Consider the following 24,894-nt stretch of genomic DNA (forward strand, 5'->3'; position numbering starts at 1 on the left):
TTTTTCAATTTTTCTTGGAGTCCCAAAATGTCACTTTTACGCTACGAAACCGGCACCCGTATGAGCCGAGCAGTTGTACACCACGACACTGTCTACTTATGTGGTCAGGTAGCAGAAGACCGTCGCGCCAATATTATCGGCCAGACCGAAACAATGCTCGCCAAAGTCGATGCCCTTCTTGAATCCGTTGGTAGCAATAAGCATCACATGCTCTCTGCTACATTGTATTTGAAAGATATGGCTCTTTTCGAGGCAATGAACCAAGTGTGGGACACCTGGGTACCCGAAGGGTGTGCGCCTGCACGTGCCTGTGTAGAGGCAAAAATGGCTAGCCCTGAATTACTGGTGGAAATATCCATTGTTGCTGCAGTGGCTAAGTAATTTCACTACTCCGGATCGCCCTTACCGCAGACGTCACCCCAGATTGAGTAGCACTGCACTTTAGAATTCGACCCTATGGGCAAGCAGTTCTGTGGGAACGCCATGTTGTCATGGACGCTTTCGAGATGAATGTTTGAATGAGCATTAGTCCACCAGTCTTCATCTTGCTCAGCTTTCAAATCCTATAGTAGGACTAACACCTGAACTAAGCTGACCGCTTGGAGCGAATGATCGAGGGGGAGCGAAAAGCGGGGTGGACTTCCCCTAACTATAACAACACATAGCGCCGCGCTCTGCGGAAATTTGCCCGATAGCAGCACCTTGTTAGCAATGAACAATAGCAGTTGGCCTTTTGCTCTTGGCAGCTTCATCTAGCGCTTCTAATAAAATTTCTATGAGATCACGACCTGTAGACGCCACAAAATAGTTGGCCAGTGACGTGATGTCCTGTGAAATGTCAGAACCCCACGGCGGTTGCTTTGAAAGATCTTCGATATCCCAAACCACCTGCTCTGGAGAGAATGCGGACAACTCCTCTTTAACCTGCGCTAACTCGGCTAGAGCATTTTCAGCGAACGCCGCATCAAGTCCACCTTGATATAGGTTAGTGAGAAGAAGAGGGAAACGACTTCCCCATCCCTTTTCGAGGTTAAAGCTTACAGTGCTGAAAAAGGCATGGAAAAAGTCTGAGGTGCCAATTTCATCTGTAATGCTCCCAACCTTAATGCCTACAGCCATGCCTGATCCTCAGTATTGCTAACGTCGCGTTAAATAGCGAACAACGCCACCGCTAAACTTAACCCATTGTGCCGTAAATACTAAATCCAATTCAAACTAAAAATGCCATGCGTTGGAAATGTGCCTTAAGCGTCTTGTTATATCTGTATTATTGGTTGCACTCACTGCACAAGCAATAACATATACACACTTACTGGGAAAAGCTCTAACAGCCAACCCACTACAGTAAAAAAACACCCAAGTAATTTATATTACTACTTAAAAAATGAGAGATTAGCTTAACACTGATAATCGATGAAAACAGAAAACCTAATACAACTAACGCCAAGGCAACATCTATTAGAGGATGATCAACACTCTCTCCATAAACAAATATATAGGCACCAACAGTACCAGCAAAGGAAATCACTGGAATTAAATATAATATTAAAAATTTCGTAGCTGTACCCATATATACTCTTAGCTGAATAGTCGTCTTTCACATAACGCAAAGCACAGCGGCGCGACGTCAGGAGCATCCGGCGGCCATCAGCCGCGTACTGCTGCGAATTATTATGGCTAGAATGTTGTATCCGCAACGGCGTATATCTTCCATCCATCGATTGTTTTTGTAAAAGCATAAAATCCATGAACACTCTCAATTCTAGAACCATCTATTCTGCATCTAACAGCAGAGGCAACTGCATGGGCTTCACTATCGTTGACAGCTGTAACCTCAAACTTCCACTCGACAGAATGATCCCAACCTTTTTCCTCTTTAAGGCTTTTGGGGTCTATAGGATAGGAATCACACATCGTCACCGTGCCATTTTTAATGTATGCGATTGGATACTTGACCATCTTATCGATTAGCGTAACGTTGTTATTCTTAAACCCAGCAACATAGTTTTCCATGTAAGTCTCGTGCACTTCAGACCTTAATTCTTCGAACGACATACCACCTCCTCAATATGGGCTATAACGCCCGGTGCAGCGGGCCAATTGTAGCGACGAAGGAGCGTAAATTAGTCCGCCTGCCGCCGTTTGTTAGTTGCTGACTGCAAAAAGCTCTGAGTGTTGTTTGACAAAATCACACCTCTTTAATTCAAGATCATCGTACATTTTAAAATACCTATCATTAATATCGCTTTCCTCTTGCTTTTCAACTGCCACAATATCCATTGCTTCCCTTGCACGATCTACCCGTTCGTAAAAGTGTGAAAAGAGAGCCATTGCCTCAGAAAAAAGGTTTTCGCCAATTTGATGATTCACTTTTTTAATGGCCCGTAAAACCCTTGGATAAAGTTCCTCCCTATCAAAACAACCAAAGTAGTCAATCTCTCTCGCAAAGTACTGATTCAGCCCACCATTGTCGGTATCAGCCTGCCAATCAACTAATGCGTACATATCTAAGAGGTCTTCTGGTATTACTTCATTCCGCTGCTTTTGAGCTGGCACGAACATAAATATAGCGGTGTCTAATTCCCATTTATTCACATGGGCTATTAATTCTTTCGTGAACATCCTTTCGTAAATAAAGTTAGGTAGACTTCCGTTAATGCCTGGCTCGACTTCAGACAGGGACTGAAACGGCGCGCCTTCCCAGAAATACTCAAACCCAATATTTTTGCCCTTTACATTAATATTGCACCGGTAGATAGGGCCGTAACTTTCTCTTTTTGACTCTTCTCGAAGCTCGAAAAGTTTGCTGCCAAAATCTTCGCCATACTCTAGATCTAGCCTGTTTAATGTTTCAGTGATATCACTTTTAGTTTTCTTTAGCAGTCCGGATTTAATGCTGCCTGTGTAGCCTACAGATCCACCTGACATATCGCATTTAACTTGCCCCTCCGCCCAGATGCCTAGGTCAGCTCGACCAAATATGGCTTTAATTTCTTTCTCTACTTTATGCATGTACCGATTTCTCCAGGACAACTAACGCCTGTGTTCAGCGGCATTTGAGGCGATGCCTGTTTTTGCGTCAGCAAAAATGGGCAGCGGTTCAAATGTCCGCTGCAACACTTTGTTGGGCGTCATACCTTCAGCCCGGCAATTGGCTTAATGGATACTGCCAATTCGTATTCCGCCAATGCAACATCTGGCAACCCCGCACAGGCAAGCCGAAGGTCTTCACTAATGTTCTTTGCGACGATCACGCCTCTGACCCTCTGGCCTTCGTCAGCTTGATTGATCTTGATCCAGTTCATGTAGCGAAGGAGCTGGCCGACTACTCGATCATAGCCCTTCGATACCTTGAGCTCGATCACGACGTAATTCCCAGATGAGTCAATAGCTAGTAGATCGATGAAACGACCGCCGACTGGAAATTCCACACCAGTGATGCCTTCATCGGTGTACAGAGTAAGGCCTGGCTCAATAAGTTGAAGATTCCTCGCAAGGAAATCTCGAAGGTCGTGCTCATAAGCAAACTGACCCGTTCCCTCTGAAGTGGCTTCAGCTGGCTCTTCAGGGGCTGGGGTGGATTCTGAGATCGGAGTTGGGTCTCTTCCTGGTTCGTATAGGCGAAAAGTGCTGCTATCGATCTTGAAGAAGTGATCATCCGATCCGTCGGGCCGAACGCTGTATTGCAGTCTGGTCGGCACATTGGTCGAGAGACGGACCAAGTGTGCAGCGACGGTGCCCTGTTTAATCTTTGGATAATTTTCAGAGAACCATTGGACAGCTTGTTCCCTGGTGAATGTATCGCCTGGAGAGAGCCCAAGGGCGGGGATCATCTCCTGCATGAGAATTCGGACAGGCTTGTCGTACATTGCTGGCATCTAATTCTCCCCCTATGACGCCCAACAGTGATTATACATCCCGCTACATAACCTCAATAAACCCGGCGGCGCGCTCATTCAGGTTATACCGCCTATCATTTACGACCTAGCTCATTGAAATAAAGAAAAAATTAAGTATAAATAGGCTGTATAACATAGATTATCGTGCCGGCTGCATAACACTGCTGAACCAGCATGACACCTTGACTCGATGAGCCTCTCAAGGCCGTAAAACCGACATCACATGCACCATTTCAAACGTGCTCCTCTCTTCTCTGTAACGCGGCCCAATTACTCAAACAAAATCTTCTTAGGCTTAACGCTATCAGATAAACCTTAGCCTCGTCATTAGTCATTAGCCGCGCATTGCAGTTTTCTACCACGTCTAGAGTCTATTGGCTGATAACACACCTTTCCGCTGCTATCACTTATACAAAAAAAGCCGATGCAGTGAACCAGGTTAGTTAGGTCAACTGCATCGGCGCGATATGGGCTGCTTTAATGCGGGGATCTCTCGGTGACCATGCAGTCGCTGATCACTTCACCTTCATTTCCTAGTGCTGAACACGGTAAGCTTGGCGGCTACACTGCTGCTAATGGCTAAAAATCAACGATGACTTCCCATTGGATACTTGGCCCTGGGGCCATTGGTCGCCTGTTGGCGCATTCGCTTTCCCCCTTGACTGACACTACTTTGATTGGCCGACGTGCGCTGCCTGAACAACAGCGCCTAACCCTCCCTGAAGGTGAAGAGCGAATTCAGCGGCTGGCGAGCTTTACGGCTGCAGAGCTGACTTCTCATCCACTGCCCGCGCCTGGGTTTGTACATATCACCACCAAAGCCATGGCCGCCGAGGCGGCACTTGCCAGTATTGCCGATAGGGTTTCGCCCACGACCCCGCTGGTGCTGTGGCAGAACGGCTTTTTAGCACAGCCGCGTATTACACAAACGTGGCCGGGGCCAGTGCTGTGCGCGACCACGACTCAGGGTGCTTATCTCACTGGGGATGATGGCGTAGTTCACGCGGGGCGCGGGCCTACGTTTATCGGTGATTTAGATAATCAGCACGCGGGGTTGGCGGAGGCGTTAGCGGCGCTATTGAGTGAGGCAGGTTTTGCCGCAACGGCGGTCGGTGATATACGCCAGCGTTTGTGGCAGAAGCTGGCGGTGAATGCGGCGATCAACCCATTGGTCGCGCTTAATGGCGTGCGCAATGGTGAGCTGCGCGGTAACGCTTATGCAGGCCGCGTGGAAGCGGTGGTAAAAGAGGTCGCGGCGATTTTAAACCAGGAAAACATTGCATCACCGAATGGTAGCGAAGGTGAAGACGCGTGGTTGGCACTGGTGTGGCAGGTGGTGGAGAACACCGCTAACAATAAGGCCTCGATGTTGCAGGATGTTGAGGCCAAGCGCCCCACCGAGCGCGGGGCAATTTTAGGGCCGTTGATTGATAACGCCGAGCGCCATGGCTTGCCATATGGGGTGTTGAAGGAACTTAATAGCGAATTGGCTAAATTGGAGGCGGAGTTTTAGGGAACATTTGGTGGCTGAATCATCGCCCACTAAAGCGCCCTCCCACAATATTAAATTGCCCTTATTTACTGCGCTGCCAGGGCTGTGCTGTTCCACTTAAAACCGCTGCGCCGGGCTGCCATTGCGGGTGCGCTTCGCTTACCACGCACTACAAAACCCGTATGCTCCATCGCATAAATGCACGATACAGCCCGTGTATTTAGCCATTTAGCAAATTGTCGCGCGCTAAAGCGCTCTCCCTGATGGCGGGAGAGCACTTTCTAGATCAGGTTACAGGGATCATCACTACGTTCTGAAAGGCGGGGCGTTCTGCGAGCTGTTGGTACCAGCGCTCCAGACTGGGGCGCCGCTGCCAGGTTAACCCAATGTTCCATAAATTATAGATAAACGGCGCTAGGGCAATGTCGCCGAGGCCGAACTCATCGCCGGAAAACCAGGGTTGGCTTTGGTTTGCCAGCGCGTTATCTAACAGCTCGAATGACCTTTCACAGGCTAGCATTCCGGCATCAATAGCGGCGTTATCCCGCTCTTCCGGCGGTGTTCTTACGAACCCCTGCAAAATAACGCGGTGCTTGGGCGAAAGCGTATTGTTCGCCCAGTCCATCCATTTCTCTGCCTGGGCGCGCTTGGCGGGATCATCTACCCATAAGCTGCCTTGGCCATACTGCGCGGCCAAGTAGCGGATAATGGTGTTGGATTCCCATAACACGCTATCGGTCGCGTCGTCTTTGAGTAGCGGCACTAGCCCATTGGGATTCATGGCCAAGTACGCTGAGGTATTGTTGACCCCGTGCTGCATTCCTGCCGGAATTTGTTCAAACGCCAAACCGAGCTCTTCGAGCACCCAGCGCACTTTTTTGACGTTCGTGGAGTTATTGCGGCCCCAAAGCGTAATCATGGCAGTCCTTTTTCTGGGCATACATCTGAGAATAGTGAAGAAAATGAGTGTGCCCGCCTTTGAAGCAAGTGGCAAGGGGCGGCTATGCCGCCCGCTCACGGGTGCCTAGTGTTGCTCGTTCCGCGCAAAACTCGCTACCACGCGCGACACCACCCCTTGCTCCTCACCATTTTCCATTCACGCCGTACCCTCACTCCTTATCTTGATAAAACTGCAGCAGGCTGGAGAAGTCGAGTTTGCCGTTGCCGCCGGCTTTATGCAGGGTGAATAGCGAGCGTGCGGCAGACCCCATGGGCACCGGTGAGGCGCTTTGCTGGCTAACATCCATAGCGAGGCCCAGATCTTTAATCATCAGGTCTACCTGGAAGCCGCCTTGATAGCCCTTCGAAGCGGGGGCATTTTCCATCACGCCGGGGTACGGGTTGTAAACGTTTAGCGCCCAGTTCCCCCCCGAGCTTTGTTTCATGATTTCGGAAAGCACCGCTGGATCCAGGCCATTTTTTACGCCCATGTTGATCGCTTCGCAGGTGCCCGCCATCAGGATGGAAAGCAGCATGTTGTTGCACACTTTGGCCACTTGGCCTGCACCGTGGTCGCCAGCGTGGAAGATATTCTTACCCATCACTTCTAGTACGGGCTTGGCCTGTTCAAATTGTGCCGCGCTACCGCCCACAATAAAGCTCAATGTGCCGGCCTGCGCGCCGCCTACCCCGCCAGACACAGGCGCGTCGACAAAACCAACGCCTTTTTCAGCGCCAGCGGCAGCAACGCTGCGGGCGGTATCCGCATCGATGGTCGAGCAATCAATCACCAGAGCGCTCTTTTTGATGACATCAAACAGCGGCTCGTCGCCATCCACATACAGCCCACGCACGTGCTTGCCTGCGGGCAGCATGGAAATAATAAAGTCTGCATCGGTGGCCGCTGCTTTTGCAGAGACTGCTACTTCACAGCCTTGGGATTTCGCGGTTTCCAGCGCTTGTTCAGAAAGGTCGAACGCGCGAACGTTAAAGCCCGCTTTCGCCAAGTTGGCCGCCATAGGGCCGCCCATATTGCCTAAACCGATAAACGCGACAGTGGTCATCTTTATTGTCCTTGTTAGAAAATTGACGGTGAATTGGGTTGGGAAAATGGTTTGAAGAAATAGCTTAGTGAAGATCCGCCAGAGGGCTCGTTTGCCACGGCGAAGCCAGCAGCTCATCGATAAAAGCTTGTTCGACGGACGCGACATCTGGGTATTTCCAGGCAGGCTTACCGTCTTTATCGACCAACAGCGCACGTACGCCTTCGGGGAATTCCTGATGGCGGCAACACTGCACTGAAAGCGCCAGCTCAAACTGGAACACCTCAGCCAACGACATATGCTTGGCGCGCTTTAGCTGCTCATCAATCAGCTTCACTGATACGGGGCTGCCGTGGGAAAGCGTTTTCTGCGCTTTGCTGAACCATTTGTCGTCACTGCGAACCGCTAACACGGCATCCACGGTTTGCTCAACCGTATCGTGATCCATTAGTTCACGAATCAATGCGGCGGATTTGTGAACCGGCGATTCCAGCTCGGCAAACACCTCTTGAGAGGCTTGTTCAAATTCGCGCAGCACTCGGTTGACCACACCATGGGCGTCAGTTTGCTTTCCTTCCCCCCAGGTGGCGTCCATCAGTTTTTGAGCTAGGTCTGCGCGGTAATGGCTAGCAATCGCACGATCGGCAAGGCCGAGATGAACGGCATCTGGCGCGTTAATTTGGCTGCCGGTCATGGCTAAAAAGCGTCCGGTGCCATTCGGCAGACGGTTTAAAAACCAGCTAGCGCCAACGTCCGGGTAAAGGCCAATCGTCACTTCTGGCATCGCCAGCCGAGAGGTTTCTGTCACAATTCGGTGGCTGCTTCCGCTAAGCAACCCCATTCCCCCACCCATCACAATACCGCTGCCCCAGCAAATGACCGGTTTGGGATAGGTGTGAAGCAGGTAGTCCAGGCGGTACTCGTGTTCAAAGAAACGCTCAGGAAAGTCTGGTTCGCCGTCACCTTTAATCGCTTTATACAGATTGACGACATCGCCCCCTGCGCAAAAGGCTTTTTCACCGGCGCTGTCCAGCAGAACCGCAACAACTCGCTCGTCGGTTTGCCACGCGTTCAAGCGCGGCAAAATCTCTTCAATCATCTCTAACGTCAGAGCATTCAGCGAACGTTCGGCGTTAAGCGTGATCTCGCCAATAACATGGCCATCTTGGGTGGCGTGTTCAGCAAACAGTACGCTACTCATTCCATTGTCCTTGTGGTTGGCTAAAGCTCAGAGGCACCATCAGAGAGCACGCGACGGGAAATAATCAGCCGCATGATTTCGTTAGTTCCTTCCAAAATACGGTGTACACGAGAATCACGCACATAGCGCTCCATCGGATACTCTTTAATGTAGCCGTTGCCACCATAGAGCTGCAGCGCTTCATCACACACTTTGAAGCCGACATCAGTCGCAAAGCGCTTAGCCATGGCGCAATAGGTAGTGGCATCGGGATGGCCAGCATCCAGCTTTGTGGCTGCCATACGCACTAACTGGCGAGCCGCAACAAGCTCAGTAACCATATCCGCCATGCGGAACTGAAGCGCCTGGAAGTCTGCCAAACGCTTACCAAACTGCTTACGCTCCAGCATATATTCACGGGCTTTATTGATCGCCTGCTGGGCAGTGCCGATTGAGCAGGTAGCGATGTTGATACGTCCGCCATCCAAGCCTTTCATGGCAATTTTAAAGCCATCGCCTTCGTTGCCTAACAGGTGGTTAGCGGGAACGCGCACATCTTCAAAGGTAATCATGCGGGTTGGCTGACTGTTCCAACCCATTTTGTCTTCTTTACGGCCGTAACTAATGCCGCTTGCTTTGGCATCAACCGCAAAGGCAGAAACGCCGCTGGGACCTTCACCGCCGGTACGCGCCATCACCACCAAAAAGTCGGTGCTGCCGGCGCCAGAGATAAACATCTTGCTACCGTTGAGTACGTAGTCATCGCCATCACGCTTGGCGGTGGTTTTAAGCGAGGCTGCATCAGAGCCTGCATTGGGTTCAGTTAAGCAGTAAGAACCCAGTAACTCGCCGGTGGCGAGCTTTTCGCCCCACTGTTCCACTGCTTCGGAGGTGCCGAAGTCAGCCAGCATCCAGGTCACCATGTTATGAATGGTGAGATAGGCGGTGGTTGAGGTGCAGCCCATGGAAAGCTGTTCAAAAATAATGCTGGCATCCAGACGGGAAAGGCCCAGCCCGCCAACGCGTTCTGGCGCGTAAAGTGAACAAAAACCTAACTCCCCCGCTTTGCGGATAACATCGACAGGAAAGAAGGCTTCGGCATCCCACTGCGCAGCGTTGGGTTCTAACTCGTTCTGGGCGAATGCCCGGGCCATATCGGCAAAGGCGACCTGGTCTTCACTTAACTCAAAATTCATGGCGAATCTCCGCAGCATGCGTCGCTGAACAGCCTGTGAGCAGGTTGGGCAGCTTGGCGTTTGCTATTATCTTTATTAGCCGTTGGCGTTATTGGCAATTGTCTTTACAGGCACGTTGACGTTTACGTTAACTTATATTCTTAACCTGACAGGTGCAACCGGCTTACCTCACTACCTTTGGCGTAGAAACGTGATTTGGGCAGAAAAAAGGGTGCCCTAGGGCACCCAATCATCGGACAGAACCGGTTATTTGAAATTTTTGCGATACATTTTGGTGAGCTCGCCCACAATGCCGCTGCGGAAGCTAAGTACGCAGACAACAAAGATAATCCCCAGAATAACGCTTACCCAGTTTCCCAACGGCGACTGCGCCAAAATGTGCTGCAGGCTAACCACAATGCCCGCGCCCATAAGAGGGCCAAGCAGTGTGCCTACCCCACCCAGCAGCGTCATTAGGATAACTTCACCCGACATGTGCCAGTGCGCATCGGTTAACGACGCCAACTGAAACACGACGGTTTTGGTAGAGCCCGCCAACCCGGCCAGCGCCGCAGAGAGTACAAACGCCAACAGCTTGTAAGCATCAACGTTGTAGCCCAGCGAAATAGCGCGCGGCTCATTTTCACGAATCGCTTTAAGCACCTGGCCAAAGGGAGAATGCACGGTGCGTTGGATCAGCGCAAAGCCAACTATGAAGATGGCAAAAACGAAGTAATACATCGCCAAGTTACTGCTTAGACTGATCACGCCAAACAAGTCACCGCGTGGCACACCATGCAGGCCATCCTCACCACCGGTAAACGATGACTGAACAAAGACGAAAAACATCAGTTGAGCCAGTGCCAACGTCACCATGGCAAAGTAAATGCCCTGACGCCGGATCGAAAGCACCCCAAACAACAGCCCTAACAGGGTTGCCATTAAGGTGCCCGCAATAATCCCCACCTCTGGCGTTAGCCCTGGATAGCTTGCCAACAAGTAGCCAGTCACATAACCACCGGTGGCTAAAAATGCCGCGTGCCCGAACGAGAGTAATCCCGCATAGCCCAGCAGCAAATTAAAGGCGCAGGCAAAAAGCGCGAAGCAAAGAATTTTCATTAGAAAAACGGGATAGGCCAAAAAAGGCGCAACTAACCCGATGGCCAAGAGCGCTATATAAAACATGTTACGGCGCATTTTGGCCCGCTTCTGTCGCTCTTTTACGGCTGATGGCGCATTGAGTGCTTGAGAGTCTGCCATGGTTATGCCTCCTTACCGAACAGCCCAGCGGGGCGTAACATGAGCACCAATATCATCACCAAGAAGATCACGGTATTGGAGGCTTCGGGGTAATACACTTTGGTTAAGCCTTCGATGATCCCCATTCCCAGGCCAGTAAGAATCGCACCTAGAATAGATCCCATACCCCCAATAACGACCACCGCGAACACCACAATCAGCAGGCTTGACCCCATGGTCGGGGACACAGGATATAACGGCGCTGCCAACACCCCCGCAAAAGCGGCTAGCGCTACGCCAAAGCCATAAGTAAGCGTGATCAATAGCGGTACGTTTACCCCAAACGCTTGCATCAGTTGGGAGTTTTCAGTACCTGCACGCAGATAGGCCCCCAAGCGGGTGCGCTCAATCATAAACCAGGTAAATAAACACATGGCCAGTGCCGCTACCAGCACCCAGGCACGATAGGTAGGCAGGAACATGAAGCCTAGATTCAGGCCGCCCTGCAGTGCCTCCGGAGTCGCGTACCGCGCACCCGAAACGCCAAAGAAATTAACCAGCGTGCCTTCAAAAATTAGCGCCAACCCGAAGGTGAGCAACAGTCCATAAAGATGGTCTAAATGGGCAATGCGACGCAGTAAGAAGCGCTCCATTAGCATGCCGAAACCACCCACCACCAGTGGCACCAGAAACAGCGCCAGCCAATAGTTGATGCCTAAATAGCGAAAGCCTAACAGTGCGGCGAAGGCTCCCAGCATGTATTGCGCCCCATGGGCAAAGTTGACGATCTTCAGTAGGCCGAAGATGACCGCCAGGCCCAAACTGAGCAGTGCGTAAAAGGCGCCATTCACAAGCCCAAGCGTTAACTGGCCCATGAAAACGGCCAATGGCACGCCGAATATCATCGTCATTGTATGACTCTCCTCGCCGTCAAGCGGTTGGTGGCAAGCTGCCACCAACCAGTTCTAACGTCACTTGCGGTTGTTATTCGACTTAGTTTTGAACCAGTTTGCACTGGCTATCAGAGAGCGGACGGTAGGCTTCATCGGCAGGAATGGTGCTGAGGATTTCATACAGATCCCACTCACCGGTAGACTCTTCCGGTGTTTTCACTTGGGCAAGGTACATGTCATGAATCATGCGGCCATCTTCACGAATGGAGCCGTTACGCGCAAAGAAGTCCTCAATGGGCATATCAGCCATCTGGGCGCGTACAACTTCAGGATCGTCGGTTCCCGCGGCTTCTACGGCTTTCAGGTAGTGCATGGTGCTTGAGTAGATACCCGCCTGAACCATGGTGGGCATACGACCAACTTCTTCAAAATAACGATCTGACCAAGCGCGCGCCTCTTCATCCATGTTCCAGTACCAGCCCGTCGTTAGCAGCAGTCCTTGGGTGGATTCCAGACCTAGCGCGTGTACATCGTTGAGGAAGATCAGCAGGCCTGCTAGTTGCTGGCCACTCTGCGTGAGACCGAACTGGCTAGCGGTGGTGATCGCGTTCACGGTGTCAGCACCGGCGTTAGCCAAACCTACAATCTTCGCGCCAGACCCTTGGGCCTGAAGGATGTACGAGGAGAAGTCGCTTGTCGGGAACGGGTGGCGTACGCCGCCAACAATCTCGCCGCCATTGGCTTCAACCACGTTGGTCACATCAGCTTCCAGCGCATGGCCAAACGCATAATCAGCAGTTAACAAGAACCAGCTGTCGCCGCCCTGCTCTACAACTGCTTTTGCAGTACCGTTTGCTAGTGGATAAGTATCGTAAACCCAGTGAATGTGGTTGGGCGTGCAGTGCTCATTGGTAATGCTTGATGCCGCAGAACCCGACACAATGCCCAGGCCATTGTTTTCTTCCAGCACTTTAGTGACCGCAATAGACACCGAGGACGCCACTAGGCCACCCACCATGTCGACGTTACGCTGGTCGATCCACTCACGCACCGTGTTAGCACCGACGTCGGCACTGTTACGATCATCAGCACTAAAAATCACAATGGGCGAGCCGTTAACACTGCCACCAAAATCAGCAACCGCCATTTCCATGGCTGTTTCGCCGCCTGGGCCAGCTAAGTCACGATAAGTCCCTGACATATCTGCCAAATAACCAATGCGTACCTCATTATCGCTAATTTCGGCGTGAGCGGTTGAGACTGCCATAGTAGAAGCGGCGGCAACGGCGATGCTGGCGGTCAGCGTTTTTTTCATAAAGGTCATGTTCGTCTCCTGGCCCTTGAGGCCTTTGTTGTTGTGTTACGACGTACGAATAAAATGCTTATAGAGCGTTTAGTGTTGTAGTGCACCTACTGCGAAGCTGATGCTGTGTTTATGATCTAGATTGGCGTTATACCCCCAGCATGGTGTTGAGATGGTCTCGACGTGACGGAAGCTGCTCAGCGCTAATCTCTTCAACAATCTGACCGTGATCCATTACAAAATGACGATCTGCCAGCGGCGCTGCAAAACGGAAGTTCTGCTCCACCAGAACAATAGTCATACCGCGCTCTTTCAGTTGAATAAGCACTTCGCCAAGTTTTTGCACAATAACGGGGGCTAAGCCTTCGGTAATTTCATCGAGCAGCAAAAGCCGCGCGCCGGTGCGTAGAATGCGTGCCATGGCAAGCATCTGCTGCTCACCACCAGAAAGCCGCGTCCCCTGGCTTCTGCGGCGCTCGTAAAGGTTAGGAAACATGCCGTAGATTTCATCTAGGCTCATTCCGCCAGAGCGAACCGTGGGCGGAAGCAATAAATTTTCGTGCACATCTAGGCTGGCAAAAATACCGCGCTCTTCGGGGCAGTAACCAATCCCAAGCCTTGGAATATGGTGCGCCTTCATATTCAGCGTTTCGTTGCCATTAATCACAATCGAGCCGGTGCGACGCCCGACCATATTCATAATGGACTTCAGGGTAGTACTACGTCCCGCGCCGTTGCGACCCAGCAGCGTAACCAACTCCCCACGCTTAACATCAAAGTTCACGCCGTGAAGAATGTGTGACTCACCATAGAAAGCGTGCAAGTCTTGCACTCTCAACATTTCTAGCGTTTGGGAATCGGCTAGCTCGTTGGCTTCATAGGCTTCGGCAGTATTCATACGGCAGCCTCCTCTTCAGCAGCTTCACTGCCCATATAAGCCTCGCGCACTAATGGATTGCGGGAAACCTCGTCATAATTACCTTCGGCCAACACCGCGCCGCGGGCTAATACCGTAATACGGTCACAAAGCCTGCTTACTACGCTCAAATTGTGCTCCACCATTAAGACGGTGCGCCCTTTCGAAACACGCTTAATCAGCTCGACGATACGATCAACGTCCTCTGCCCCCATCCCCTGAGTCGGCTCATCCAACAGCATCATCTTAGGGTCAAGCGCCAGCGTGGTGGCAACTTCCAGGGCGCGCTTACGGCCGTAAGGCATTTCTACCGTTAATGTATCGGCGTATTCACGCAGGCCGACCTCATCAAGCAGCTCTAGCGCACGCTCATTAAGGTGATCTAGCGACTTTTCTGATTTCCAGAAGTGAAACGATGTGCCTAATTGACGCTGTAGCGCTACTCGGACGTTTTCCAGCGCCGTCATGTGCGCAAACACCGCTGAAATTTGAAATGAGCGCACGAGACCCAGCTGCGCAATCTCATTGGATTTTTTGCTGGTAATGGGCTTACCGCGATAAAGGATTTCTCCACGTGTAGGCGGCAGAAACTTGGTTAGCAAGTTAAAAACGGTGGTCTTTCCAGCACCGTTGGGGCCAATCAGGGCGTGAATATGCCCTTCTTGAACTTGAAGATTAACGTCATCCACGGCGGTAAAACCGCGGAATTCTTTGGTCAGTCCTCGCGTTTCGAGCACTGGCCCATTAAGAACATCGTCTTCACGCATGGAGTGGTAAGCCTCTTTTTGTTCTTGTGTTCGGGTGTTCTTGTATCCGGGTGTTGGGTGCTGACGTTTCACCAACCGCTTCATCAAGTAAAACTCGTTAGCCGGCAACACACCCTTACCTGAACGTAAGGTGTAGGTGCAAACTAGCAATCACTTGAGGGGTATTACAATTACAACTTTGGTCTACGCTTCTTTAACGTTTCTTCACGTTAATAATAAAAATAGTTATTTTTCAATTGATTAACGAAAAATCAAGGAAATCACACAAGCACAACTACTGCTTTACGTTAACGTAAACTTGTTTTAGCCTCATGGTCAGTGTTCCATAGGGACATCCCCCTATCGACGAGAACAATGATCATGAGCAAAACCTACACGATCAGTGAACTGGCCAGCGAGTTCGACGTTACCACTCGAAGCATCCGCTTTTATGAAGATCAGGAGTTACTCCACCCTGCTCGCCGTGGTCAAACACGCATCTACAGCAGCAAAGATCGCGTGCGCCTGAAATTAACGCTACGCGGTAAACGACTCGGCTTTTCCTTAGCAGAAATTCGCGAACTTTTTGAGTTGTGGGATGAGACCCGCAGCGGCAGCGAAAAGCAGCTGCATTTGATGCTAAGCAAAATCAGCGAGCGTAAATCGGCTCTAGAACAACAAATGAAAGACATCACGATGGTGCAGCTGGAACTTGAAAGCGCTGAAATTCGCTGCCGCCAGGCCCTTGAAGAACTCAATGAAAAACCTTCTTTAACGACGAAAAGCTCCCTTTAACAATGACAAGGTGATTGACCATGTTTTCACACTATTCAGAACTCAATTTCGGCCTCGACGATGAACTGAACATGCTGCGCGAGCAGGTCAATGCCTTTGCCGCTAGCGAAATTGCCCCGCGCGCTGCTGAAATCGACCGCAACAACGAATTCCCAAATGATCTGTGGAAGAAGTTTGGCGACATGGGTCTGTTGGGGATTACCGTATCTGAAGAAGATGGCGGTAGTGGTATGGGCTATCTTGCCCACTGTATTGCGATGGAAGAAATTTCCCGGGCAAGCGCCTCCGTCGCCCTCTCCTATGGCGCGCACTCGAACCTGTGCGTCAATCAGCTAAAGATCAACGCCAGCGCTGCACAAAAAGAGAAATACCTGCCCAAGCTGATCAGCGGCGACCACGTAGGCGCACTGGCAATGTCAGAGCCAGGTGCAGGGTCTGACGTCGTGTCAATGCAGCTACGTGCCAAGCTGGATGGTGATCATTACATCCTTAACGGCAACAAGATGTGGATCACCAATGGCCCTGACGCCGACGTACTGGTGGTGTACGCCAAAACTGATCCAGACGCAGGCTCTAAAGGCATTACAGCGTTCATTATTGAAAAAGGCATGCCTGGCTTCACTACGGCACAGAAGCTCGACAAGCTGGGCATGCGCGGCTCTAACACCTGCGAACTGGTTTTCCAAGACTGCAAAGTACCGGTTGAAAACGTACTGGGCGAGGTCGGTAGAGGGGTTCGCGTGCTCATGAGTGGCTTGGATTACGAGCGCACCGTACTGGCTGCTGGCCCTATTGGTATTATGCAGGCCGCTATGGATGTGGTGATGCCCTATATCCACGAGCGCAAGCAGTTCAACCAGTCAATTGGCGAGTTCCAGTTGGTACAAGGCAAAGTGGCGGATATGTACACCACGCTGAACGCTTGTCGCGCCTACTTATACGCCGTTGCCGGAGCCTGCGACCGCGGCCAGACCTCGCGTAAAGACGCAGCGGGCGTGATTCTTTACTGCGCAGAGAAAGCCACCCAAGTTGCCCTAGATGCCATTCAGCTGCTCGGCGGCAACGGCTATATCAACGAGTACCCTACCGGTCGCCTTCTGCGCGATGCCAAACTGTATGAAATTGGCGCGGGCACCAGCGAAATTCGCCGGATGCTGATTGGCCGCGAACTCTTCACCGAAACAAAGTAAGGGCCGCGCCATGAGCACACTCTCTACACAGATCAATCCCCGCAGCGATGTCTTTCAAAGCAATGCAGCGTCCATGCTGGGGGAAGTTTCCAAGCTACGAGAATTGACCGCTGCCGTCGCCCAAGGCGGCGGCCCCAAGGCGCGTGAACGCCACGAGAGCCGCGGCAAGCTATTTGTGCGTGACCGTATCGATCACTTAATTGACGAAGGCTCGCCATTTTTAGAGTTTTCCGCCCTGGCTGCCCATCACGTTTACGATAGCGACGTACCTGCGGCAGGCGTGGTAACGGGCATTGGCCGGGTATCTGGCGTTGAGTGCGTGATTGTGGCCAACGATGCCACGGTAAAAGGCGGTACGTATTTCCCGCTAACGGTGAAAAAGCACCTGCGCGCCCAAGAAATCGCCCGCAAGCACCGTTTACCGTGCATCTATTTAGTCGATTCCGGCGGCGCTTTCCTGCCCCGCCAGGATGAAGTGTTCCCCGACCGCGATCACTTCGGGCGCATTTTCTATAACCAAGCCACGATGTCGGCAGAGGGCATCCCGCAAATAGCGGTGGTCATGGGCTCCTGCACAGCTGGCGGTGCGTATGTACCCGCCATGGCGGATGAATCAATCATCGTTAAAGAACAGGGCACGATTTTCCTGGGCGGCCCACCGCTAGTGAAGGCGGCCACGGGCGAAAACATTAGTGCTGAAGACCTGGGCGGTGCCGATGTGCACGCCAAAATCAGCGGCGTAGCCGATCACTACGCTGAAAATGATGCCCATGCCCTGCAGTTGGCGCGTGCTTGTGTGTCCCGTTTAAATTGGCAAAAGCGCGGCAAATTAGCCATGCAAGCGCCCCAACCTCCCAAACTCGACCCCAGCGAACTGTACGGCATTGTTGGCACCGACCTTAAGAAGCCTTACGACGTTCGCGAAGTGATTGGTCGCATTGTTGATGGTTCTGACTTTGACGAGTTCAAGCGCTACTACGGCGACACCTTGGTAACCGGCTTTGCGCATATCCACGGCTATCCGGTGGGCATTGTGGCCAACAACGGCGTGCTGTTTTCAGAGAGCGCGGTAAAAGGTGCACACTTTATTGAGCTTTGCGCCCAGCGCAAGATTCCGCTGGTGTTCCTGCAAAACATTACTGGCTTCATGGTCGGCTCTAAGTACGAGCATGAAGGCATCGCTAAGCACGGTGCGAAGTTAGTGACTGCCGTCGCCTGCGCCAAAGTACCCAAGTTCACCGTTTTGATTGGCGGCAGTTTTGGCGCAGGTAACTACGGAATGTGTGGTCGCGCCTATGACCCTAACCTGCTGTTCATGTGGCCCAATGCGCGTATTTCGGTAATGGGCGGCGAGCAGGCAGCAGGCGTGCTCTCTCAGGTTAAACGTGAGCAGTATGAGCGCGAGGGCCGCGAGTGGACCAAAGAGGAAGAAGAAGCCTTTAAGCAGCCCACTCGCGACCAGTACGAGCACCAGGGTCACCCCTACTATGCTAGCGCCCGCCTATGGGATGACGGCGTCATTGATCCACTTCAAACTCGCGATGTCTTAGGGCTTTCGCTGGCCGCTGCAATGAATGCTGACGTCGAAGAGACACGCTTCGGCGTGTTCCGGATGTAAGGGCGAACACTATGGCTTACTCAACGCTACTGATCGAAGAAGGCGTGGCGCGCCTGACGTTAAACCGCCCAGAGGTGCATAACGCCTTTGACGACAGCCTGATCGCTGAACTAAACGCCCATTTAGACGAATTGCACGCGCTGGCCAACGCCGGTGACGTTCGGGTGGTGGTGCTTGGCTCTGAAGGTAAAAGTTTCTCTGCGGGCGCTGATCTCAACTGGATGAAGCGCATGGTCGATTACGGTTTGGAAGACAACCTAGCGGACTCACGCAAACTGTCGGCGCTTATGTTTGGGTTAGACACCCTGCCGTGCCCTACCGTTTGCCGAGTTCAGGGGGCGGCCTTTGGTGGCGCGGTGGGTCTAGCCGCCTGTTGCGATCTGGTCGTCGCTTCAGATAAAGCTAAATTCTGCCTATCGGAAGTCAAAATTGGCCTATCGCCCGCGGTGATTAGCCCCTATGTTCAGCGCGCGCTTGGCGAACGCCAAATGCGCCGTTACGCACTCACTGCTGAAGTGATGGACGCGCCAACGGCGATGGCGCTCGGCTTGGTTCACCAAGTGGTGGAACACGATGCCTTGGATAGCGCCGTAGACGCCATGCTCGACACCCTGCTGGGTGGCTCTCCCCAAGCCCAACGGGCAACCAAAGCACTGCTGGCAAGCGTGGCTCAAGCACCCGGCAGTGACGCCACCCGAGAACACACCTGCCAGGTGATCTCCAAACTGCGGGTGAGCCAAGAGGGTCAAGAGGGCTTAGCGAGCTTTTTTGAAAAGCGCCGCCCTGCCTGGACACAACCGTCTGGCCTTCAAGAACACAACACTGCTGCGGAGCCACGCTCATGACGCTTGACCTTACTAAATTCGACACGTTGCTAGTGGCCAACCGCGGTGAAATTGCCTGTCGCGTAATGCGCACCGCCCGCCGCATGGGGCTGAAAACGGTTGCCGTTTATTCAGATGCCGATGCCACGGCTCGCCATGTACGCGAGGCTGATGAAGCCGTTCGCTTAGGCCCTGCCGCCGCCCGCGAAAGCTACCTTAATGTTGATGCGGTTATCGATGCCGCCAAACGCACCGGTACTGGTGCCATTCATCCCGGCTACGGCTTTCTTTCGGAAAACGGTGGGTTTGTTAAAGCCCTTGAGCAAGCGGGCATCATCTTTGTTGGCCCCCCTGCGTCGGCGATTGCCGCGATGGGCGATAAATCTGCCGCGAAAGCACGTATGGCCAATGCAGGCGTGCCGCTGGTACCTGGCTATCATGGTGACGATCAGGATGATGCACTGCTGCGCAGCGAAGCCGACAAAATCGGTTATCCGGTGATGTTGAAAGCCAGCGCCGGTGGCGGTGGTAAAGGCATGCGCGTGGTGGAAAGCGGCGAAGGATTTAAAGCAGCGCTGGATGGCTGTCGGCGCGAATCCAGCGCCGCTTTCGGCGACGACCGCATGCTGATTGAGAAATACCTGGTGCAGCCTCGTCATGTCGAAGTACAGGTATTCTGCGACCGCTACGGCAACGGCGTCTACCTATTCGAGCGGGATTGCAGCGTTCAGCGCCGCCATCAGAAAGTCATAGAAGAAGCGCCAGCCCCAGGCATGACGCCTGAACTGCGCAGTGCGATGGGCGACGCTGCCGTTCGCGCGGCCAAAGAAATTGGCTATGTGGGCGCAGGTACTGTGGAGTTCCTGCTCGACGCCGACGGCTCGTTCTACTTTATGGAGATGAACACCCGCCTGCAGGTTGAGCACCCTGTTACTGAAATGATTACCGGCCAGGATTTGGTCGAATGGCAGCTGCGCGTTGCGATGGGTGAACCGCTCCCCTGCACACAAGACGAGCTCACCATCACCGGCCATAGTTTTGAAGCGCGCCTGTATGCTGAAGACCCAGAGCAAGACTTCCTGCCGGCCACCGGTTTATTAACTCGCTTCGCACTGGATTTAGAAGGTGCCGACTTAGATAGCGATCAGGTGCGTTTAGACAGCGGCGTAGAAAGTGGTGATGTTGTTTCCATGCACTACGACCCCATGCTGGCCAAACTGATTGTTCACGGCGCTGACCGGGATGCAGCACTAGCCACTCTCAACCGCGCCCTGGCGGCGTTGGATGTGCAGGGCGTGGTGACTAACCGCGCTTTCCTGCAGCGCTTGGCAAATCACCCAGGCTTTAAAATCGTCGAGCTCGACACGCGTTTTATCGAACGCAATGAAGCCACCCTGTTTGCGCCGCGCAGCTACTCTACCGAGGCTTACGCCAGCGCCGCGCTGATCGGTTTAAACCAACTGGCCAAAGAGTGCGAGAGCGACTCTCCGTGGGATCGCCATGACGGTTTCCGCTTGAATGCTCCTCATACCATTCGTATTGCGCTGTGTGACCCGGCAAGCGCCCAGGCAGCCGACAGCGACGCAGCGGTGGTGATTGTTGAAGGTAAACGCGAAAGCGGCGAATCGCTGTGGAACTTGACCATCGGCGATCAAACGTTGACCGCTAGCCTACAATCGCTGACAGGTGATGCGGTAGCCGTCACGCTAAACGGCCACCGCCGCCGTCTACAGGCACGCCGCGATGGTCATATCGTAGTGATGGCTGAACCCAGTGGCGAAACACGCCTCTTCTGGCGACGCATTGATGCCATTGACCACGGTCACCATGAAGCGGAATCAACCCTCACCGCCCCCATGAATGGCACCGTTGTCGCGCTGCTGGTAGAGCCTGGCGCGGCGGTAGAGAAAGGCATGCCGTTGATGGTCATGGAAGCGATGAAGATGGAGCACACCATGACTGCGCCTGCCGATGGTAGCGTGGAGACGTTCCACTTCCAGTCGGGCGATACCGTGAGTCAAGGTGACGTGCTACTCGACTTTGCCCCCAGCGAATAGGAGCTAACCGATGGCACTGCCGACATCTATTAAGCTGTTTGAAATGGCCCCCCGCGATGGCTTGCAAAACGAACCGGGCACCCTGGTGCCCACCGCTACCAAAATCGAACTGATCGAACGGCTGGCGAATGCTGGCCTTACCCATATTGAGGCCGCCAGCTTTGTCTCGCCAAAATGGGTGCCACAAATGGGCGATGCCAGCGAGGTAATGCGCGGTATTGCCCGCAAACCCGGCGTGGTTTATTCGGCGTTAACGCCTAATCTGAAAGGCCTGGAAGGCGCACTGGCAGCGGGCGTTGAAGAAGTCGCGGTATTTGGCGCCGCTTCTGAGGCGTTTTCTCAGAAAAACATCAACTGCTCGATTGCTGAGTCGCTGACACGCTTTGAGCCAGTGCTGGCGCGTGCCAATGAAGCAGGTGTGCGGGTACGTGGCTATGTGTCCTGCGTGCTGGGCTGCCCCTATGAAGGGGCTATTTCTCCGCAAAAAGTTGCCGAGGTCGCTAGCGCACTTTATGAGATGGGCTGCTATGAAATCTCTCTGGGTGACACCATCGGCGTGGGCACGCCACTAGCCGCCAAGCGAATGATTGAGGCTGCCCGCCAGCAGGTGCCCATCGAGTATTTAGCGGCCCATTTCCATGACACCTATGGCATGGCGCTAGCTAACTTATATGCCGTAATGGAAGAAGGCGTGAGCGTGATTGACGCCGCGACTGCAGGGCTTGGCGGCTGCCCTTATGCCAAAGGTGCGTCCGGCAATGTGGCCACAGAAGACGTACTTTACCTGCTGGAGGGGCTGGGCATTAACACCGGCATCGACCTCCAGGCAGTGATTGAGACGGGCGTCTGGATCACTCAGCAGCTTGGTCGCAAGCCCAGCTCTAAAGTCGCGTTGGCCAAAAGCACGGTTAGTTAATCATAACTATAGAAGCCAACTGCTTTCTTCCCGTTGAGACAAAAAAAACAGTTCGGAGAGACATCCATGGCATCACCTGCACACACCCTACCTAGCTATACCAGCAGCACCGCAGACAAGCCGCTGCTGGGCATGACCATTGGTGATAAATTTGATCAAATCGCCGCACAGTATGCCGATAACGACGCGCTAATCGCTCTTCATCAGAACATTCACTGGAGCTACCGCCAGCTTCAGGAAGAAGTTAACCGCTGCGCCCGTGCGTTGCTGGCCATTGGCGTTAAAAAAGGCGACCGGGTTGCCATCTGGGCACCTAACTGCTGCGAATGGACCCTAACCCAGTTTGCCACCGCCAAGATCGGTGCAATTTTAGTCAACATTAACCCCTCTTATCGCACCCATGAGCTGGACTACGCGTTGAATCAATCCGGTGCGCGTTTTTTAGTCACTGCCAATCAATTCAAAAGCTCTGATTACACCGCCATGCTGTTTGAACTCGCGCCCGAGCTAAATAGCAGCGCAGAGGGTCAGCTAAAATCGCAAAAGCTGCCTGATCTTGAGTGCATCATTAATCTGAGCACTGACAAGCATAGTGGCATGTGGCGCTGGGAAGACTTCATTAACGAAGCCAACAAGATCAGCCAGACGGATGTTGATGACCTGCAGGCCACGCTACAGTTTGATGACCCGATCAATATTCAGTACACCTCGGGCACAACAGGCTTTCCGAAAGGCGCGACGCTCTCTCACCATAACATCCTCAACAATGGCTTCTTTGTTGCCGAAAGCATGGGCTTTACCAGCGAAGACCGCTTGGTCATTCCCGTACCGCTCTACCACTGCTTCGGCATGGTGATGGGTAACCTGGGCTGCATGACCCATGGCGCGGCGATGATTTATCCAGATGAAGGGTTCGAGCCCGGCAAAGTGCTAAAAGCGGTACACGAGCAAAAATCCACCGCGCTTTACGGCGTACCCACGATGTTCATCGCCGAACTAGAGCACCCCGACTTTGCCACGACTGATTTTTCCACGCTGCGCACCGGCATTATGGCGGGTTCTATTTGTCCTGCAGAAATCATGAAGCAGGTCATCGAAAAGATGAACATGAAAGGCGTACAGATCGCCTACGGCATGACAGAAACCAGCCCGGTTTCCACCCAAACCGGCGCTAACGACACCATTGATAAGCGCGTTTCTACCGTTGGCCGTACCCAACCCCACCTGGAAAGTAAGATCGTCGATCCTGGCAACGGCGGCATTCTGCCCCGTGGTGAAATTGGTGAGCTCTGCACCCGTGGCTACAGTGTGATGCTCAAGTACTGGAACAATGACAAAGCCACGGCTGAAGCCATTGACGAAGCCGGCTGGATGCACACAGGCGACCTTGCCACGATGGACGAGGAAGGCTACATCCAGATCGTTGGCCGCATTAAAGATATGGTGATTCGCGGCGGTGAGAACGTATACCCTAAAGAGATCGAGGAGTTTTTATACGCCCACCCTGCGATTTCAGAAGTACAGGTCACCGGTGTTCCGGATAAGAAGTATGGCGAAGAGTTAATTGCTTGGGTGAAGCTCAATAGCAGCGCAGGAGACGTCACTGGAGAAGACCTGCGCGAGTACTGCAAAGGCAAAATCACTCACTTTAAGATTCCCCGCTACTTTAAATTTGTTGATGAGTTTCCGATGACGGTAACCGGTAAAATTCAGAAATTTAAAATGCGCGAAATTTCTATCCAAGAGCTTGGGCTTGAGGATCAAAAATAACCCTTTAATCAACGCCGGCCCATGGTCGGCGTTGATTTTTGTTTGACATTGAGACACCGACATGTCCACACAGCAGCGGCTAGCCAAGCACTACCACCAAGGGTTACGCGATGGCGCTATCCTTAGCCAAATTCGCACCCACTACCCTGATGGCCCAACACTTCACCAACTTGCCCCGCTAGACCAGCTACATATCGGTGGCATTGCCGCCTCTAAAAAGTTGCTTAACCTACTTGATCCTTCACAACATACAAAGGTGCTTGATATAGGCTCAGGCTTAGGCGGATTAATGCGCCAAGGCGCAGCGCTTGGTTTTCAACTTACCGGTTTAGATATCACTCACCGCTTTAACGTACTTAATCAGGCACTGACTAACTTAGCGGCTTCTCCGACAAATCCGTCGCTTAGCTGGGTTACCGGAGATGCCTGCGCACTGCCTTTTCCTGAGCGCACGTTTGATGCCGTACTATTTCAGCACAGCCTGATGAACATGCCCGACCCCGCCCGCGTTATTGCCGAAAGCCGACGCGTGCTCCGCCCAGGTGGCAAACTTGTCATGCATGAAGTCGTTAGTGGTAAAAACCTTGCCGAATTGCGCTACCCGGTTCCTTGGGCAGCATCGCCAGAGCATTCACACTTGCTTTCGATGACAGAACTGACGGACTTGCTGGCAGCCAATGGCTTTCAGCTTCGGCACAGTGAAGATTGGAGCAGCACTGCGCTTGAGTGGCGTCAGCGGCAGCGCCAAAAAGAGCAAACTAACACCGTCGCGGTGCTCTCACCCCAATGGGTATTTGGCGAGCGCTTTTTGAAAATGGGTAAAAATCTGCTAGAAAACTTATCAAATAACGCAATTAATGTGGTAGAAATCAGCGCCCGTTGCTAGGCTGATTAAGATA

24 protein-coding genes are annotated in these 24,894 nt (G+C 52.6%); 10 read left to right on the top strand and 14 right to left on the bottom strand.

All coding sequences use genetic code 11. The features are described from left to right. Nucleotides 1–27 precede the first annotated feature (27 nt). Nucleotides 28–381 carry a RidA family protein gene (locus NDQ72_11755; GenBank protein WKD26747.1) on the top strand — a complete coding sequence of 118 codons (354 nt, stop codon included), beginning with the start codon at nt 28–30 and terminating at the stop codon, nt 379–381. Nucleotides 382–705: 324 nt separating this feature from the next. On the opposite strand, the gene NDQ72_11760 is transcribed toward NDQ72_11755, so the two are convergent. From NDQ72_11760 to NDQ72_11780, 5 genes are all read right to left on the bottom strand, one after another. Next, nucleotides 706–1,119, bottom strand: coding sequence for an immunity 70 family protein (locus NDQ72_11760; protein WKD26748.1), 414 nt, complete (start codon nt 1,117–1,119; stop codon nt 706–708). A gap of 220 nt (nt 1,120–1,339) precedes the next feature. Beyond that, nucleotides 1,340–1,570 carry a hypothetical protein gene (locus NDQ72_11765; protein ID WKD26749.1) on the bottom strand — a complete coding sequence of 77 codons (231 nt, stop codon included), beginning with the start codon at nt 1,568–1,570 and terminating at the stop codon, nt 1,340–1,342. Between the two features lie 107 nt (nt 1,571–1,677). After that, on the bottom strand, nt 1,678–2,055 hold the full coding sequence (locus NDQ72_11770) for a hypothetical protein (protein WKD26750.1): 378 nt from the start codon (nt 2,053–2,055) through the stop codon (nt 1,678–1,680). Nucleotides 2,056–2,145: 90 nt separating this feature from the next. Then, nucleotides 2,146–3,012 (bottom strand): DUF4375 domain-containing protein, encoded by an 867-nt coding sequence (locus NDQ72_11775; protein ID WKD26751.1) that lies wholly within the window; start codon nt 3,010–3,012, stop codon nt 2,146–2,148. Nucleotides 3,013–3,131: 119 nt separating this feature from the next. After that, nucleotides 3,132–3,878, bottom strand: coding sequence for an endonuclease NucS (locus NDQ72_11780; GenBank protein WKD26752.1), 747 nt, complete (start codon nt 3,876–3,878; stop codon nt 3,132–3,134). 613 nt (nt 3,879–4,491) lie between these two features. Here NDQ72_11780 and NDQ72_11785 point away from each other — a divergent pair. After that, nucleotides 4,492–5,412, top strand: a complete 921-nt coding sequence (locus NDQ72_11785; protein ID WKD26753.1) for a 2-dehydropantoate 2-reductase — start codon at nt 4,492–4,494, stop codon at nt 5,410–5,412. 265 nt (nt 5,413–5,677) lie between these two features. Here NDQ72_11785 and NDQ72_11790 read toward each other — a convergent pair whose 3' ends face one another. The 9 genes from NDQ72_11790 to NDQ72_11830 all read right to left on the bottom strand — a co-directional run bounded on the left by NDQ72_11790 (nt 5,678) and on the right by NDQ72_11830 (nt 14,846). Beyond that, nucleotides 5,678–6,310, bottom strand: a complete 633-nt coding sequence (locus NDQ72_11790) for a glutathione S-transferase family protein (GenBank protein ID WKD26754.1) — start codon at nt 6,308–6,310, stop codon at nt 5,678–5,680. Between the two features lie 190 nt (nt 6,311–6,500). After that, a complete protein-coding gene (gene mmsB / locus NDQ72_11795; GenBank protein ID WKD26755.1) occupies nt 6,501–7,394 on the bottom strand; it encodes a 3-hydroxyisobutyrate dehydrogenase in 894 nt (297 codons plus the stop codon). Nucleotides 7,395–7,458: 64 nt separating this feature from the next. Further along, nucleotides 7,459–8,574 carry an enoyl-CoA hydratase/isomerase family protein gene (locus NDQ72_11800; GenBank protein ID WKD26756.1) on the bottom strand — a complete coding sequence of 372 codons (1,116 nt, stop codon included), beginning with the start codon at nt 8,572–8,574 and terminating at the stop codon, nt 7,459–7,461. A gap of 20 nt (nt 8,575–8,594) precedes the next feature. Continuing rightward, entirely contained in the window at nt 8,595–9,749 is a 1,155-nt protein-coding gene (locus NDQ72_11805) for an acyl-CoA dehydrogenase family protein (GenBank protein WKD26757.1), read from the bottom strand. Between the two features lie 246 nt (nt 9,750–9,995). Beyond that, nucleotides 9,996–10,988, bottom strand: coding sequence for a branched-chain amino acid ABC transporter permease (locus NDQ72_11810; GenBank protein WKD26758.1), 993 nt, complete (start codon nt 10,986–10,988; stop codon nt 9,996–9,998). 2 nt (nt 10,989–10,990) lie between these two features. Beyond that, complete coding sequence (locus tag NDQ72_11815) at nt 10,991–11,878, bottom strand: branched-chain amino acid ABC transporter permease (GenBank protein WKD26759.1); 888 nt, start codon at nt 11,876–11,878, stop codon at nt 10,991–10,993. Between the two features lie 82 nt (nt 11,879–11,960). After that, nucleotides 11,961–13,184 carry an ABC transporter substrate-binding protein gene (locus NDQ72_11820; protein WKD26760.1) on the bottom strand — a complete coding sequence of 408 codons (1,224 nt, stop codon included), beginning with the start codon at nt 13,182–13,184 and terminating at the stop codon, nt 11,961–11,963. 127 nt (nt 13,185–13,311) lie between these two features. Further along, the gene (locus NDQ72_11825; GenBank protein ID WKD26761.1) at nt 13,312–14,061 is read right to left on the bottom strand and encodes an ABC transporter ATP-binding protein; all 750 of its coding nucleotides are present in this window, start codon (nt 14,059–14,061) and stop codon (nt 13,312–13,314) included. Then, nucleotides 14,058–14,846, bottom strand: coding sequence for an ABC transporter ATP-binding protein (locus NDQ72_11830; GenBank protein ID WKD30385.1), 789 nt, complete (start codon nt 14,844–14,846; stop codon nt 14,058–14,060). Before NDQ72_11830 ends, NDQ72_11825 begins: the two co-directional genes overlap by 4 nt. 360 nt (nt 14,847–15,206) lie before the next feature. Here NDQ72_11830 and NDQ72_11835 point away from each other — a divergent pair, with 360 nt between their 5' ends. From NDQ72_11835 to NDQ72_11870, 8 genes are all read left to right on the top strand, one after another. After that, the gene (locus NDQ72_11835; GenBank protein WKD26762.1) at nt 15,207–15,620 is read left to right on the top strand and encodes a MerR family DNA-binding transcriptional regulator; all 414 of its coding nucleotides are present in this window, start codon (nt 15,207–15,209) and stop codon (nt 15,618–15,620) included. A gap of 20 nt (nt 15,621–15,640) precedes the next feature. Next, nucleotides 15,641–16,810, top strand: a complete 1,170-nt coding sequence (locus NDQ72_11840) for an isovaleryl-CoA dehydrogenase (protein ID WKD26763.1) — start codon at nt 15,641–15,643, stop codon at nt 16,808–16,810. Nucleotides 16,811–16,820: 10 nt separating this feature from the next. Then, nucleotides 16,821–18,428, top strand: a complete 1,608-nt coding sequence (locus tag NDQ72_11845) for a methylcrotonoyl-CoA carboxylase (GenBank protein ID WKD26764.1) — start codon at nt 16,821–16,823, stop codon at nt 18,426–18,428. Nucleotides 18,429–18,439: 11 nt separating this feature from the next. Then, a complete protein-coding gene (locus NDQ72_11850) occupies nt 18,440–19,273 on the top strand; it encodes an enoyl-CoA hydratase/isomerase family protein (GenBank protein WKD26765.1) in 834 nt (277 codons plus the stop codon). Next, the gene (locus NDQ72_11855; protein WKD26766.1) at nt 19,270–21,309 is read left to right on the top strand and encodes an acetyl/propionyl/methylcrotonyl-CoA carboxylase subunit alpha; all 2,040 of its coding nucleotides are present in this window, start codon (nt 19,270–19,272) and stop codon (nt 21,307–21,309) included. Before NDQ72_11850 ends, NDQ72_11855 begins: the two co-directional genes overlap by 4 nt. A 10-nt stretch (nt 21,310–21,319) precedes the next feature. Further along, a complete protein-coding gene (locus NDQ72_11860) occupies nt 21,320–22,225 on the top strand; it encodes a hydroxymethylglutaryl-CoA lyase (protein WKD26767.1) in 906 nt (301 codons plus the stop codon). Between the two features lie 66 nt (nt 22,226–22,291). Continuing rightward, nucleotides 22,292–23,995: an AMP-binding protein gene (locus NDQ72_11865; GenBank protein ID WKD26768.1), complete on the top strand. Its 1,704-nt coding sequence runs from the start codon at nt 22,292–22,294 to the stop codon at nt 23,993–23,995. A gap of 61 nt (nt 23,996–24,056) precedes the next feature. Continuing rightward, nucleotides 24,057–24,881 carry a methyltransferase domain-containing protein gene (locus NDQ72_11870; protein ID WKD26769.1) on the top strand — a complete coding sequence of 275 codons (825 nt, stop codon included), beginning with the start codon at nt 24,057–24,059 and terminating at the stop codon, nt 24,879–24,881. Nucleotides 24,882–24,894 lie beyond the last annotated feature (13 nt).

This window comes from Halomonas sp. KG2 (assembly GCA_030440445.1).
Taxonomy (GTDB): Bacteria; Pseudomonadota; Gammaproteobacteria; order Pseudomonadales; family Halomonadaceae; genus Vreelandella.

Excerpts from the sequence above, each read along its gene's own strand:
- NDQ72_11820 (WKD26760.1), bottom strand. The coding sequence starts at position 13,184 with ATGACCTTTATGAAAAAAACGCTGACCGCCAGCATCGCCGTTGCCGCC.
- NDQ72_11785 (WKD26753.1), top strand. The coding sequence starts at position 4,492 with ATGACTTCCCATTGGATACTTGGCCCTGGGGCCATTGGTCGCCTGTTG.
- NDQ72_11810 (WKD26758.1), bottom strand. The coding sequence starts at position 10,988 with ATGGCAGACTCTCAAGCACTCAATGCGCCATCAGCCGTAAAAGAGCGA.
- NDQ72_11760 (WKD26748.1), bottom strand. The coding sequence starts at position 1,119 with ATGGCTGTAGGCATTAAGGTTGGGAGCATTACAGATGAAATTGGCACC.
- NDQ72_11790 (WKD26754.1), bottom strand. The coding sequence starts at position 6,310 with ATGATTACGCTTTGGGGCCGCAATAACTCCACGAACGTCAAAAAAGTG.
- NDQ72_11840 (WKD26763.1), top strand. The coding sequence starts at position 15,641 with ATGTTTTCACACTATTCAGAACTCAATTTCGGCCTCGACGATGAACTG.
- NDQ72_11845 (WKD26764.1), top strand. The coding sequence starts at position 16,821 with ATGAGCACACTCTCTACACAGATCAATCCCCGCAGCGATGTCTTTCAA.
- NDQ72_11835 (WKD26762.1), top strand. The coding sequence starts at position 15,207 with ATGAGCAAAACCTACACGATCAGTGAACTGGCCAGCGAGTTCGACGTT.
- NDQ72_11780 (WKD26752.1), bottom strand. The coding sequence starts at position 3,878 with ATGCCAGCAATGTACGACAAGCCTGTCCGAATTCTCATGCAGGAGATG.
- NDQ72_11870 (WKD26769.1), top strand. The coding sequence starts at position 24,057 with ATGTCCACACAGCAGCGGCTAGCCAAGCACTACCACCAAGGGTTACGC.
- NDQ72_11770 (WKD26750.1), bottom strand. The coding sequence starts at position 2,055 with ATGTCGTTCGAAGAATTAAGGTCTGAAGTGCACGAGACTTACATGGAA.
- NDQ72_11860 (WKD26767.1), top strand. The coding sequence starts at position 21,320 with ATGGCACTGCCGACATCTATTAAGCTGTTTGAAATGGCCCCCCGCGAT.
- NDQ72_11815 (WKD26759.1), bottom strand. The coding sequence starts at position 11,878 with ATGACGATGATATTCGGCGTGCCATTGGCCGTTTTCATGGGCCAGTTA.
- NDQ72_11850 (WKD26765.1), top strand. The coding sequence starts at position 18,440 with ATGGCTTACTCAACGCTACTGATCGAAGAAGGCGTGGCGCGCCTGACG.
- NDQ72_11825 (WKD26761.1), bottom strand. The coding sequence starts at position 14,061 with ATGAATACTGCCGAAGCCTATGAAGCCAACGAGCTAGCCGATTCCCAA.
- NDQ72_11865 (WKD26768.1), top strand. The coding sequence starts at position 22,292 with ATGGCATCACCTGCACACACCCTACCTAGCTATACCAGCAGCACCGCA.
- NDQ72_11830 (WKD30385.1), bottom strand. The coding sequence starts at position 14,846 with ATGCGTGAAGACGATGTTCTTAATGGGCCAGTGCTCGAAACGCGAGGA.
- NDQ72_11755 (WKD26747.1), top strand. The coding sequence starts at position 28 with ATGTCACTTTTACGCTACGAAACCGGCACCCGTATGAGCCGAGCAGTT.
- NDQ72_11800 (WKD26756.1), bottom strand. The coding sequence starts at position 8,574 with ATGAGTAGCGTACTGTTTGCTGAACACGCCACCCAAGATGGCCATGTT.
- NDQ72_11765 (WKD26749.1), bottom strand. The coding sequence starts at position 1,570 with ATGGGTACAGCTACGAAATTTTTAATATTATATTTAATTCCAGTGATT.
- NDQ72_11775 (WKD26751.1), bottom strand. The coding sequence starts at position 3,012 with ATGCATAAAGTAGAGAAAGAAATTAAAGCCATATTTGGTCGAGCTGAC.
- mmsB (WKD26755.1), bottom strand. The coding sequence starts at position 7,394 with ATGACCACTGTCGCGTTTATCGGTTTAGGCAATATGGGCGGCCCTATG.
- NDQ72_11855 (WKD26766.1), top strand. The coding sequence starts at position 19,270 with ATGACGCTTGACCTTACTAAATTCGACACGTTGCTAGTGGCCAACCGC.
- NDQ72_11805 (WKD26757.1), bottom strand. The coding sequence starts at position 9,749 with ATGAATTTTGAGTTAAGTGAAGACCAGGTCGCCTTTGCCGATATGGCC.